Here is a 12,065-nt window from a genome sequence, read left to right as displayed (position 1 = left end):
CATCAATGGCACTCGAATCGATGTTGGCCTCCGCGTGGGCCCTCGAAGTAAACACCGGCACTGAGGGGGCACCCAACTGGGTTGCCGTAAAGGGCCTCACCTCGTTCAAAGAGAGCATCGAATCGTCCATGGAGGATGACTCGGACTTCGACAGTGACGGCTGGGGAAGCGACCAGGTCACGCAGCGCAAGTGGAAGCTGGAGTGCGAGGCGAAGCGCAAGAAGCAGACCGGCAGCCCGACCTTCATCCCAGATCCTGGCCAGCAGTTCGTCCTCAACGCCGGAAACCTGGTCGGCGTCGGATCTAACGTCCAGATCCGGTACTTCCGGCGAGACGGCGATGAGCAGGCCTGGAGCGGCTACGTCTCGGTGGAGTACAAGGGCGGCGGAGGCGAAGTCAAGGTTCTGGAGCCGTTTTCGTTCATCCTGCACGGCCAGGGCGAGCGCACCCCCATTACCAACCCCGCAGCGTAAGAAAGGGCAACCGAGCCATGCCCAAGTTCCCAGAGTTGGACGCCTCCCTCGGGGAGACGCTGGACCTGCCCGTCCCGCTCCCATCAGGGCAGGTCAAGGAGTACAAGGTGCCGCCGGTCGACGCCGAAACGTGGACGTGGCTGACCGTCCGCTTCAACGCCCGCGACGACGAAGAGGTGGACGACGAATCCGAGACGGCTCTGTGGGAGCGCTGCCTCGGCCCCGTCTACGAGCAGCTCGTCGCTGATCGGGCGGGCTGGGAGCAGATCCGCCGGTGCGGCCTTACAGCCCTGTCCTGGCACGTCCAGGGCGAAGAGCAGGCGATGAAGGTGTGGGTGGGCGGCGTCCCAAAACGATCGTCGACATCGGAGACGGACGAGCCGACGGAGACCCCGGCGGAGGCCCCATCGACCCCGACACCGGACTCCGAGACTGGTACAGCCCCGACCCCGAAGAGGGCGCGGGGATCACGTGGGCGGACATCTTCGAACGCTGGGCCCTCGTAGAGGTCGACCTCCACCAGGTGTACGGCGTCGACCTCGGCACCCCTGGCCTCCTCCGCGAGCGGACCGGCCCCTGGCTGAGGACCCGCATCATCGGCCTCTTCTCGGAGCCGTCCAGCCGCCTGTTCCGGACCTTCCGCGACCGCAGGGAACAGCCGCCGCCCGCGCGCCGGCCTGAGACGAGCTTCGACGACTACTGACGAGGAGGTGTTCTCCTCGTGGCTCTCACCGTCGGCGAGCTCGTCGCCTACGCCCAGCTCGACCGGTCCGACTTCCAGCGCGGCACCCGCGACGTCGCCTCCGACATGCGGACGCTGCAGTCGTCCACCAGCAGCTCCATGCAGTCCATGGAGACCAGCGTCACCCGCTCCCTCGCCGACATCGAGCGCGCGATCGCCGACGGCCTCGACCCGGCGGCCGCCATCGCGGACCTGGACCGGCTCGAAGCCGCCCTCAACGCCTCTATGGCCGACATGGACGCTGAGGCGGACCGGTTCGCCGCAGAGCTCGACGCCGCCATGGAGGAAGCGTTCGGCGACCTGGACGACGCCGCGCAGCGCGGCGGCCAGCAGGCCGTCGACGGCCTCCGCACCGGCCTGGACGGCGCCGACGAGGTCGCGGAGAAGTCCGGGGAGCAGGCGGGCGAGCAGCTCGTCGACGGCCTCAAGTCGGGGTTGAAGGACGCCGAGCGGGTTGCCCGAGGCGCTGGCGAGGATGCTGGACGCCAGTTCGGCGACGGCGTCGAAAACGGCGGCGGCGGCAGGGGCGGCGGGGGCGGCGGCCGGATGGCCGGCATCGGCTCCTCCCTGATGGGCGGGCTGAAGGCGGGCGCGATCGGCGTCGCGGCGGCCGCCGGCGCGGCGATCGGTGACGCGCTCATGGGCGCCATCAAGACGGCGATGGAGAAGGAAGATCTGTTCGCCACGCTCGCGGTCAAGGTCGGCGCCTTCGGCAAGGAATCCGAGCGGCTCGGCGAGATCGCGGGCGAGCTGTACGCCGACGCCTACGGCGAGAGCCTGGGCGATGTCACTGACGCGCTGGCGCGGGTTTTGCAGAACATCGACGGCGCCGGGAAAGCCTCCGATCAGGTTCTGAAGGACATGACCGCGCAGGCGCTGGTGGTCGGCAAGACCATGGATGAGGACGTCGGGGCAGTCACCCGCGCCGTCTCACAGATCCTGCGGAACGACCTGGCGCCGAACGCGGAAGAAGCGTTCAACATCCTCATCAGGGGCCAGCAGGAAGGCGTCAACAAGAGCGAAGACTTGTTGGATACGTTCAACGAGTACTCCACGATCTTCCGCGACTTGGGCCTGTCCGGGAAGGACGCCCTCAGCCTCCTGTCGCAGGGGTTGAAGGCCGGCGCCCGCGACTCCGACACCGTCGCCGACGCCCTGAAAGAGCTCGACATCCGCGTCAAGGACCTGTCCGCGGCGAAGGCGCTGAAGACGCTCGGCCTCGACGCCAAGGAGATGGCCAGCGCGTTCGCGAAGGGCGGCCCCAAGGCGCGCGAAGCCCTGTCCCAGATCCTGGAGAAGCTCGGCGAGATCGAGGACCCGGCCAAGCGGTCTCAGCTCGCTGTGGCCCTGTTCGGCACCAAGGCCGAAGACATGGCACGCAGCATCAACGGGCTCAACCTGGACAAGGCGAAGACCGCAGTCGGCGACTTCAAGGGCGCGGTCGACACGGCTTCCAAGACTCTCGGCGACACCGCTTCCGCGGATGCCGACAAATGGTCGCGGTCGTGGGAGGGCGCGTTCGCGTGGCTCGGCGAGCAGGCCATGAACGAGCTGCAAAGGATGTTCCCGTCGCCCGCCGATGCGGAAGCGGATTGGAACACCTTCACGGCCTGGTTCGACACCAACGTGGGGCCGTTCTTCTCCGAAGCCTGGACCGCCGTGTCGGACACGACCTTAGAAATCTGGAACGGGATCGGCGACTGGCTGTCCACGAAAGCATCCGAGATCGCTGACGACCTCGGCCAAGCACCCGGCAAGGTCGCAGAGTTCTTCTCCTCCGGCTGGGAGTCCCTGCGGTCGGACACATCTGCGAAATGGGAGTCGATCAAGAAGGCTGCTACGGAGAAGGCTGATGCTGCCGCCGAATGGCTGCGCGGTATCCCCGGCAAGATCCGCGACTTCTTCTCGTCCGGCTGGTCCGATTTGCAATCGGACACGTCCGCGAAGTGGGAGGGGATCAAGAAGGCGGCCACGGATAAGGCGTCAGATCTGGTCGCGTGGCTGAAGGGCCTGCCCGGCAAGATCAAAGCCGAGTTCGCTGCCGCCGGAACATGGTTGTTGCAGGCAGGCCGGGACCTGATCAACGGCATGATTAACGGGGTGAAGGCGAAGGCCGGCGAGCTCGCCGCCGCGGCCCGGGGCACGGTCCAGTCGGCGGTTGACGCGGCCAAGAACCTGCTCGGCATCCACAGCCCCAGCACGGTGTTCGCGGAGATCGGCAAGTGGTCGGTGAAGGGCCTCATTCAGGGCTTGGAGTCCGAGCAGGGCCAGGCCGTCTCCACGGTCGAGCGCATGGTCGACCAGATCAAGAAGGCGTTCGCGTCGAAGCCGGACGTCGCCGATGGCCTGCTCAAGTTCGTGTCGATCGGCAACGACTCCCTCGCCGCGCTGGCGAAGCAGCGCGAGGACCTGGTCGCCCGGCTGGCCGCGGCGAAGGAGTACGCGAAACAGGTCGCGGGCTCGGCTCAGGAGTGGGCCGACATCACCGGCCTGAAGCCGGAGGACATCGGCGGGGCCGGTGACATGGCTGCCCAGCTCCAGGCGAAGGCGTCGGCGATCAACAACTTCGCGAACAACATCAACACCCTCGCGAGACGCGGCCTCAACAAGAAGATCATCCAGGACATCATCGACGCGGGCGTCGAAAAGGGCGCGACCTTCGCCGAGATGCTGGTCGGCTCCGACGGCAGCGAGATCAAGGCCCTGAACAAGGCTCAGGCCGCCGTCGACAAGGCCAGCAAGAAGCTGGGCAAGGCGAGCGCGGACGCCATGTACGACACCGGCAAAAAGGCCGGTGAGGGCTACCTGAAGGGCCTGCAGGAGAGCCTGAAGGCGCTCGACAAGGAAATGGCCAAGATCGTCAAAGCGTTGGTGTCGGCGATCAAGAAAGAGCTGAAGATCAAATCACCGTCGCAGGTGATGATGGAGATCGGCCAGCAAACCATCGCTGGTCTCGCCGCCGGCATCTCCAACGGCTCATCGCTCGCGGTCGACGCCATCACCGGAGCAGCCTCCAGCGTCGCCACCGCCGCCTCCAACACCCTCTCCGGGATGGTGCCCGCCCAGGGCGGGGCCGGTCCCGGGATGGGCATCGGGTACGCGGGCGCGCCCGGCACCGGCGTCGCCTACCCGACCGGGCGGGCACCCGAGACACAGGTCGGGCCCAGCGGCGGCGGGGTGACGGTGCAGATCGACATGTCCAACTCGGTGGTTCGCGAGGAACCCGACATCGACAAGATCGGCTCCAAGGTGGCGTTCAACGTCATGGCCCAGGGCCTGGCGTAGGGAAAGGAGACCGCGATGGGCGTGCAAGGCTACACCGAAGCCGACCTGCGGAAACTCCGGTCGGTGCAGGCGCGTCCGCGCGGCTGGTCGCACCAGATCCGGCCGGTGGTGCGGGAGTACCGGGACGAGCAGACCGGCCACTGGATCAAGGTCGTCAAGGACGCGCTCGGCAACCGGCTGCGGATGCGCTGGGAGGGGCAGGACGCCCGCGTCGTCCTGCCCCACATCAACATCAACCCGTGGACCGGGGTCACGATCAGCAAGGAGTACAGGTGATGGCGACAAGGATCGTCCGCCACGGCCAGCGGGCACGCCAAGCCCAACGGGCCCTGGAAGACGCGTGCGAGCCGATCGAAGAGGCGCTGTACGCGGCCAAGGAGACGTACTGGGAGGCCGTCGAGGCGGGCGATCCGGCCGCGATCCGGGAAGCGAAAGCGGCCAAGCTGGCGGCGGCCACCAGCTTGGAGGAGACCCGCACCTGGCTCCGCCGCGAGGCCGAGATCATCCGGCTGCAGACGCGGACGATTCCGCGGCTGGAGGAGATCCTCGCCAAGCCGATGCTCGTCAAGCACGGCGACAAGGACGCCCGCGAGGACCCGGCGGCGCGCGCGCAGGTCGAGCAGGCGCTGGCCGCGGCACGCCAGGAACTGGAAGACCTCACCGCCCTGGCGATCCCGCTACGGCGGGACCTGGAGGCGCTCGGCGGCGTCGTGGTGGGCGATCCTGCACCGCCCGACCTGCCGCCCGGCTCAGCCGAGGTGACCGCGCCGAGCATCACGGTGAAGTCGCAGACCCGCGCGACCGCCAGAAGGGACGGCTGACATGGCTTCCGGCGTGTACCTGCCGACGATGGAAGACATCCTCGACGCCACCGCACTCAACCTGGTGTGGGACGCCGAAGACCACCAGGCCGCCCTCTACAACGCCACCAAGGCCGGCGCCGTCAACTTCAACTCCGACACCGCCTACTCGGCCACGAACGAAATCTCGGGCACGGGCTACACGGCCAAGGGCGTCGTCGTCACCGGTACCGCGTTCACTCGGCCGGGCGCCGGCGTCATGAAGTTCAGCAGCAACGCGTTCCAGTGGACGAGCTCGACGCTCAGCGGTGTGCGGTTCATCGACTTCTTCGCCGAGGCCGTCTCCGGTGACCCGCTCATGTTCGGCGTGGACTTGGTGTCCGCCTACAACACCAGCGACGGCACTCTCCTGGTGACACCCCATTCGAACGGGCTTGTCACCTTCGACCTCACTCCCTGACCTGCTCGAACGCCGCCTGAAGCTGCCGCCTCCGGGCGGTTTTTTCATGCCCGGAAGGGGTGAGGATTCATGGCGATCGGCATCGACGGCAACTCACCAGCGGTCGTCTCTGCGGGGAACACGACCACGGTCACCACCGCCAGCTTCACCCGCCCGGTGGCCGGGTCGCTGCTGGTCGCCATGGTCATGTGTACGTCCGATTCGGCCCCGGCCGTGTCCGGCGGCTCGCTGACGTGGACGCTGCAGAAGCAGCAGGTCAACAGCGGCACCTACGCGCAGATCTGGACGGCGCCGGTCACCGGCTCCGGGGCGATGACCGTCACCCTCACCGTCACCGGCAGCCTGCAAGGGCTGGCGATGAAGGTGGACGGCGTCACCGGCGCGCACGCCTCCAGCCCGATCGGCAACAGCGGCGGCGGCACCAGCACGACCAACGCGATCACCCCCACCGGCTACACCTCCAGCGCCGACAACTCGCGTGGATTCGCCGCGTTCTTCGAGGAGAACGGCCTCGGCAACCCGACCTCCTCCGACACGGGGTTCGCGTGGACGGCCAGCTTCGGGCTCGGCGACTACTCGGGTATCGCGGTCCGCAAGGCGGCCAACACGCCCACCTCGGGCACGGCGGTCACGTTCAACGCCGACGCTGCTGGCGCTGGCGCGGCGGCCTGGACGTGGGCGGCGCTGGAAATCAAGCCCGCCTCCACTGACGCGCCCATCACCACGGACACCGTGGCGGTCGTCACCGCCGTCCCGACGCCGACCACCACGGTCTCCGCGTCGCCGGTCCCTGCCACGGTAGCCGCCGTGGCCGGCATGCCCTCACCGGCGGTGTCGTCCGGGTCGAACGTGCACCTGGCCACCGTCGCCGCCGCGGCCAACGTGCCGGCCCCGAGCGTGACGACCGAGAACACCGAGATCGTCGAACCGGACACGATCGCCGCCACCACCACGATGCCAGCCCCGGCCGTGGCCACCAGCACGAACGCCGCCCTCGCCACGATCGCCGCGGTGGTGCAGATGTACGCGCCCACCATCCAGTCCGACGCCCACGTCACCCTCACCCCCGTCGCGGTCCTGGCCGATGTGCCCGCGCCTGCGGTCACCGTGCCGGTCCTGCCGGGTGACGCCATCACGCGGCCGGGGCAGATCGAGTGGAACGGCTTCCTCCTCGGGGCGCTGACCCCGTACTCCTGGCAGGGCTTGGAGGGGTGGGTCGACTCCGCTCCGTTCGTGTCCGGGAACGTCGACCGGCCCGACTCCTCCGGCTCCTACCCCGGCCAGCCGTACCTCGCAGAACGCGTCATCAACTGGGCCACGCTCCTCAAGATGCCGCGCGACATGGTCGGCCAGATCGTGCACGACCTGGTGATGGCCACCGGGCCAGCCCAAGACGAGAACGAAGGCTGGCTGGTCATCTGGGATTTCGACGACATCCAACCCTGGCTGGTGCGGGCGCACCTATCCGACCGGAAGCCGGGCCCGATCGACCGCAATGCCCGCCTCGGGTTGATGCGGGGCGGGCTGCAGTGGACTGCATCGGATCCGCGCCGCTTCAACCCGGTACGTTCCTCGCTGACGATCGTCAAGGACGTCGAGACGGCGATCCTGAACGCCGGAAACGACGCCACCCCGGGGGAGCTCAGATTTCCCGGCCCGTGCACCGCGCCGCAGGTCGAGAACCTGACCACGGACACAGTGTTGGCCTTCAACACGGTGATCGGGTCCGGGCAGACGTTGGTGATCGACGTCAAGGAGGGCCGCGCCTACATCGGCGACGTCGACCATCTCAACGACATCGTCGACGGCTCCACCTCTATCCAGGACTGCGTTTTCGCGCCTGGCGCCAACACCTTGCTGTTCACGTGCGGTTCGGGCGGTACGGCCGGGATGGAGACGTTCTGGCGGGACGCCGTCAGCTAGGAAGGGGGTGAGCTCGTGCCGGGAACAGCCCAGCCGCGCGTGGCCAGCGTCACCGCCGTCAGCGGCCCGTTCGACCAGGTCGACGCCCCCGACAACATCCAGGCCGGGGACACGATCCTGGCCATCATCACCTCCACGGAGAACATCGAAAGCGAGATCACCGGCGGCTCCGGTTGGACGATCCTGGACGAGCGCACGGATTTCGTGTTGCACACCCGCGTCTACGGCCAGATAGCAGGCGTCTTCAGCCCCAGCTCGTACGGGGTCGAGCTGGACGGCGACGGCATGGTCGCCATCCTGCACGGCCGGGCCGCCACCCTCGCCGGGATCGAGCTCGTCTCGGACGCGGGCACGTTCGGCACCGACGCCGGCATCCCCTGCCCGGCGGCGGACGGCCAGGTCGCGGCGATCGAAGTCCGCTATGTGGTCGGTGTGAGCGCGTTCCTGCCGCTCACCTGGCTCAGCGCCGGATACCCGGTCGAGGACCAGGCCCTTGGCGGCTCGGACTTGGGCGCCTACCTGGGCGCCCGCACCACCATGTCATCGGCCGATCTGCCGGTGAAGCGGATCCGCCCCGAACCGGCGATCGTCAACACGTGGCAGGCGTGGACCCTGGTGGTACCGCCCGGCGACTACGTGCCACCCCCACCGCCGGTGCCCGCCTACGCCGCCAAGGGCAGAGCGCTGTACCGGTATACGGCCCACGATTTTCTGACCGGCACGTACATCGACGACATCTACCCCCGGGATCCGCGCTATTCCAAGCGCCTGTCCGAGCCGGGCACGTTCACCGGCTCCCTGCCGATCCCCAACAGTCGGGTGGCGGCCGCGGTTCGGCGCATCATCCCCAAGACCAGGTCCGATCTCACCACCGGCCCCGGCCGGGTCGAGATCCGCGTGTGGCGGGACGGCGACTTGAAGGCCCGCTACTGGCTGACCGGCGCCCGGCTCACCCGCGGCCGCGACGGGAAGATCAGCGTCGAGCTGCGGGCGGTCACCCGCGAAGGTTTCTGGCACAGCCTCAGGGTGACCGAGGACCTCATCTACCAGGACGACCAGGACCAGATCGAGAAGGTCATCGCCTTCCTCGAACACGCCCAGACGATTTCCGGCGCGGATCTGGGCATCGTCTTCCAAGAAGGAACCTCAGGTGTGAGCTCGCGCGTGTTCGGCGCCACGAAACCCGAAGGCACCACCTATGGTCGCGCGGTGCAAGAGTTCGCCAGGAGCTCGAACGGCTTCGAGTACTTCGTCGAGGACGGCGTCGACGAGACCGGGATCGTGTCCACCTGGCGGTGGGGGTCGCCGAAGATCGACACCGGCGTGACGCACGTCTTCTCCAGCAGCCCGCGCGGCGGCGACATCGCCGAAACGGGCCTCGACATGGACGCGTTGCGAGGCGGCACCGACTGGCAGGTGAGGGGCGGAACGCCGGACGGCGACGCGACGGAGACCCGCCTCCCCGTCTACTCGGACATGGTCACCACCGCCCACCGCGCAGCTGGCTGGCCACGCCTGGACCACCTCGTCGACCATCCGACACAGTCGACGGTGCAGGCCGAACTGGACGACTTGGCCGAGTACTACGCGGGCGTGGCCGGCGGCGCCCTCTGGGTGCGCACCGTCACCGTGCTCCTGCCGAAACGGTCCAGCCTCGACGTCAACAGCCTCGGGGACACCGCCCGCCTGCTCATCACCGACGTGTGGCACGAGCGCGTCGACGGCGGCGCCGGCCTCGACATCAGCGAGCGCATCATCGCCATCGAAGTCTCGCCAACCGGCCGCGGACGTGGTCGGGAAGAAGCCGTCCTCACCCTGGCTGCTGTGGAGGTGCCGTAATGACGGATCAGCAGGGCGCGTCGCTCGAACGGATCCTGCGCGACATCGAGCGCAGGTTGCAGAAGCTTGAGGCGGCGCAGCGGATCAAGGAAGGCGTCACGCTCCCGCAGGCCGAGTACGTGCCGCACGCGCCGTCCATGACCGCGGCCGAGACCGCGCCCGGCACGTACAGCTCGACGTACGCGACGTCGCTCCGCCTCGACATCTTCAATCTCCGCGCGACCGTCGCTGCGGAGATGCAGGCGTTGCGGGACTCCAACCTGCAAGCCTCCTCCTGAGTCGTGGGCCGTCTGCGCAGGCCAGGGATGCGCGCCCGACAAGGGGTGCGCGGGCGGCCCACCCCTCCCCTTCGATTGGAGCGCCTGTTGACTCAGCTCGACCCGCTCGGCCCCGTCACGATCGGAGCCAGGGAAATCTACGACCAGCTGCTCGCCACCGACCGGAAGGTGGACGGCATCCGCGGCGAGGTCGCCCAGGTCGCCCAAGCGCACGGCGAGCTGGTGAAGGACGCCGCCGACCACGAGGCCCGCATCCGCACCCTCGAACGCGGACGGTGGCCGCTCCCGTCCCTGGCCGCGCTGATCTCGCTCGCCGCCCTGGTGCTCACGCTGATCACGTTCATGCAGAAGGGGGGCTGACCATGCCGTGGCTCACTCGCCTCGCCACCGTCGCCCGCCGCACCGGCTTCCCCGTAGTGGAGGTGGCCGGCTGGAGGACCCGCGGCCACGGGCCACAGCCGAGCGTGGAAGGCGTCGTCTGCCACCACACGGCAGGCCGGGACGACATGCACATCGTCCGCGACGGCCGCCCCGGCCTCGACGGGCCGCTCTCCCAGTTCTGGTTGAGGCGGGATGGCACGATTTTCGTGGTCGCTGCGGGCCGCTGCTGGCACAACGCGCCGAGCACGAGCCCGCACCACACCAACTCGGCCTCGCTCGGTATCGAGGCCGAGAACAACGGGCGCGAGGCGTGGCCGGTCCGTCAGCTGGAGGCGTACCGGCGGCTGTGCGCCGAGCTCTGCCGGGAGTACAGCCTGCCCGCGTCCCGGGTGAAAGCCCACCGCGAGGTGAACACCGGCAAGCCGGACCCGCACTCGATCGACATGGGCGACTTCCGGGCGGACGTCGCCCAGCTGCTCGCCGGGCGCGCGCCCGCGCTGCCTGCCCGGCTGCCCGAGCTCCGCCCCGGCGCCACCTCCGAGCACGTGGTGACGTTGCGCAAGGCGCTGGGTGCCGCCAACCAGACCAGCACCGTGTACGACCCGACCGACCCGGACCTCCTGGCCCTGGTCGAGCAGTTCAAAACCGCCCACAAGCTCGGCGTCGGCCCCGTCTGGACGGCCGCCTGCTGGGCCATCCTCAACCATCAGGAGAAGGAAAAATCGTGAAGAAGCCCTTCGTCGTCCTCTCGGCCGCCGCCCTCGTACTCGTCGCCGGCGGCGCTGGCGCGATGGCCGCGACCGCCTGGACTGAGCCCGCGAAGGCGTACGGCGGCTGCGTCAGCAAGTCGACCGGCTACCTCCGCGTGCTCGAACGGAACAACCTCGCCAAGAGCGTGAACGGCGGCTGCAAGTCCACGGAGCGGAAGGTCACCTTCTACAGCCGGTCCGGCGTCGACGCGCTCGTCAAGCCGCTCAAGGGCTTCGAGCTGACCTTCGACGGAGCCACCGGCGTCTGCAAGCCCAACGGCAGCAACGCGGCCGGCCTGCCCCGGTTCGCGTGCACCAAGGTCGTCACGCCGAGCCCCACGGCGTCGCCCACCTCCTGACGCCCAGCGTCATCCCCGCCCCGGCCAGCAGACCGGGGCTTCGTCGTCTCCTGAGGAGGAGAGGCACATGTCCCTGTCCGACTGGCTCGTGTCCTGGCTACGCACCAACGTCGCCGCCTGGATCCCCGTCGCGGCGGCCTGGCTGGCTGGGTTCGGCATCGACCTGCCGGTCGAGCCGTCCAGCGTCGCCATCGTCTCCCTCGCGATCTCCGGCTACTACACGCTCGTCAGGCTGCTGGAGGCGCGCTGGCCCGTCTTCGGCGTGCTGCTCGGCTGGAAGGCCGCACCCTCGTACAGTGCTCCTGCAGCGGCGAGCACCAGCTACCACCCGGGCGTCCACACAGGTCGGGACCTGAACGGCCTGTAGCTCGGCACCGCACGTGAGACGGCCCCCGTCTCCTCCCGTCACGGGAGGGGGCGGGGGCCGTCCCTTTGTCGTTTCTAGCGCCGACCGCGGTTTGCGAGCTTGACCACGGCGAACACGACCCCTCCCACGACCAGCGCCACGATGGCGAGGATCACCAGGAGTACAAGGATTTCAGCAGGACCGATGTTCATGCTCAGCCTCCGAATCAGGTGGGGGTTGGACGTTCGAGAGCCGGGAGTGGTTGGCGAGAACTATGTGATCGGCATGTCCAAAAGTGGACATGCAGGTTGCGTAGCCTGGTTCGGGGCGCCCGGTCGTGGGGAAGCGGCCGGGCGCCCCCGCACGTACGGCTGCGCGTGGGATGCGGTCGCGATCCCATTTTTGATCTTGCTTCGGGTGTCGGAAGGGT

General features: G+C 68.6%; 14 protein-coding genes. All 14 read left to right on the top strand.

The window, feature by feature from the left end:
* Positions 1-5 precede the first annotated feature (5 nt).
* The 14 genes from ABZS69_RS34285 to ABZS69_RS34220 all read left to right on the top strand — a co-directional run bounded on the left by ABZS69_RS34285 (position 6) and on the right by ABZS69_RS34220 (position 11,656).
* The gene (locus ABZS69_RS34285; RefSeq protein WP_355379527.1) at positions 6-473 is read left to right on the top strand and encodes a hypothetical protein; all 468 of its coding nucleotides are present in this window, start codon (positions 6-8) and stop codon (positions 471-473) included.
* 35 nt (positions 474-508) lie between these two features.
* Complete coding sequence (locus ABZS69_RS34280) at positions 509-979, top strand: hypothetical protein (RefSeq protein ID WP_355379526.1); 471 nt, start codon at positions 509-511, stop codon at positions 977-979.
* A gap of 17 nt (positions 980-996) precedes the next feature.
* A complete protein-coding gene (locus ABZS69_RS34275; protein ID WP_355379525.1) occupies positions 997-1,176 on the top strand; it encodes a hypothetical protein in 180 nt (59 codons plus the stop codon).
* Between the two features lie 147 nt (positions 1,177-1,323).
* Entirely contained in the window at positions 1,324-4,500 is a 3,177-nt protein-coding gene (locus ABZS69_RS34270) for a phage tail tape measure protein (protein WP_355379523.1), read from the top strand.
* 15 nt (positions 4,501-4,515) lie between these two features.
* Complete coding sequence (locus tag ABZS69_RS34265) at positions 4,516-4,776, top strand: hypothetical protein (RefSeq protein ID WP_355379522.1); 261 nt, start codon at positions 4,516-4,518, stop codon at positions 4,774-4,776.
* The gene (locus ABZS69_RS34260; protein ID WP_355379521.1) at positions 4,776-5,321 is read left to right on the top strand and encodes a hypothetical protein; all 546 of its coding nucleotides are present in this window, start codon (positions 4,776-4,778) and stop codon (positions 5,319-5,321) included. Before ABZS69_RS34265 ends, ABZS69_RS34260 begins: the two co-directional genes overlap by 1 nt.
* A gap of 1 nt (position 5,322) precedes the next feature.
* Positions 5,323-5,760, top strand: coding sequence for a hypothetical protein (locus ABZS69_RS34255; protein WP_355379520.1), 438 nt, complete (start codon positions 5,323-5,325; stop codon positions 5,758-5,760).
* Positions 5,761-5,829: 69 nt separating this feature from the next.
* Positions 5,830-7,683, top strand: a complete 1,854-nt coding sequence (locus tag ABZS69_RS34250; RefSeq protein WP_355379519.1) for a hypothetical protein — start codon at positions 5,830-5,832, stop codon at positions 7,681-7,683.
* A gap of 15 nt (positions 7,684-7,698) precedes the next feature.
* Positions 7,699-9,522, top strand: coding sequence for a hypothetical protein (locus ABZS69_RS34245; RefSeq protein ID WP_355379518.1), 1,824 nt, complete (start codon positions 7,699-7,701; stop codon positions 9,520-9,522).
* Complete coding sequence (locus tag ABZS69_RS34240; protein ID WP_355379517.1) at positions 9,522-9,800, top strand: hypothetical protein; 279 nt, start codon at positions 9,522-9,524, stop codon at positions 9,798-9,800. The genes ABZS69_RS34245 and ABZS69_RS34240 overlap by 1 nt, the downstream gene beginning before the upstream one ends.
* Positions 9,801-9,887: 87 nt before the next feature.
* Positions 9,888-10,160 carry a hypothetical protein gene (locus ABZS69_RS34235; protein WP_355379516.1) on the top strand — a complete coding sequence of 91 codons (273 nt, stop codon included), beginning with the start codon at positions 9,888-9,890 and terminating at the stop codon, positions 10,158-10,160.
* 2 nt (positions 10,161-10,162) lie between these two features.
* Entirely contained in the window at positions 10,163-10,909 is a 747-nt protein-coding gene (locus tag ABZS69_RS34230) for an N-acetylmuramoyl-L-alanine amidase (RefSeq protein WP_355379515.1), read from the top strand.
* Positions 10,906-11,289 carry a hypothetical protein gene (locus tag ABZS69_RS34225; RefSeq protein WP_355379514.1) on the top strand — a complete coding sequence of 128 codons (384 nt, stop codon included), beginning with the start codon at positions 10,906-10,908 and terminating at the stop codon, positions 11,287-11,289. The genes ABZS69_RS34230 and ABZS69_RS34225 overlap by 4 nt, the downstream gene beginning before the upstream one ends.
* A gap of 67 nt (positions 11,290-11,356) precedes the next feature.
* Positions 11,357-11,656, top strand: a complete 300-nt coding sequence (locus ABZS69_RS34220) for a hypothetical protein (RefSeq protein ID WP_355379513.1) — start codon at positions 11,357-11,359, stop codon at positions 11,654-11,656.
* Positions 11,657-12,065 lie beyond the last annotated feature (409 nt).

Origin of the sequence: Nonomuraea sp. NPDC005650, from assembly GCF_040605375.1 — a bacterium.
Lineage (GTDB): Bacteria > Actinomycetota > Actinomycetes > Streptosporangiales > Streptosporangiaceae > Nonomuraea.
The sequence above is the reverse complement of the archived record's forward strand: the minus strand, read 5'-3'. Positions and strand labels throughout refer to the sequence as shown.

Coding starts and splice junctions, on each gene's coding strand:
- ABZS69_RS34285 (WP_355379527.1), top strand. CDS start 6: ATGGCACTCGAATCGATGTTGGCCTCCGCGTGGGCCCTCGAAGTAAAC.
- ABZS69_RS34270 (WP_355379523.1), top strand. CDS start 1,324: ATGGAGACCAGCGTCACCCGCTCCCTCGCCGACATCGAGCGCGCGATC.
- ABZS69_RS34265 (WP_355379522.1), top strand. CDS start 4,516: ATGGGCGTGCAAGGCTACACCGAAGCCGACCTGCGGAAACTCCGGTCG.
- ABZS69_RS34260 (WP_355379521.1), top strand. CDS start 4,776: ATGGCGACAAGGATCGTCCGCCACGGCCAGCGGGCACGCCAAGCCCAA.
- ABZS69_RS34255 (WP_355379520.1), top strand. CDS start 5,323: ATGGCTTCCGGCGTGTACCTGCCGACGATGGAAGACATCCTCGACGCC.
- ABZS69_RS34250 (WP_355379519.1), top strand. CDS start 5,830: ATGGCGATCGGCATCGACGGCAACTCACCAGCGGTCGTCTCTGCGGGG.
- ABZS69_RS34240 (WP_355379517.1), top strand. CDS start 9,522: ATGACGGATCAGCAGGGCGCGTCGCTCGAACGGATCCTGCGCGACATC.
- ABZS69_RS34230 (WP_355379515.1), top strand. CDS start 10,163: ATGCCGTGGCTCACTCGCCTCGCCACCGTCGCCCGCCGCACCGGCTTC.
- ABZS69_RS34220 (WP_355379513.1), top strand. CDS start 11,357: ATGTCCCTGTCCGACTGGCTCGTGTCCTGGCTACGCACCAACGTCGCC.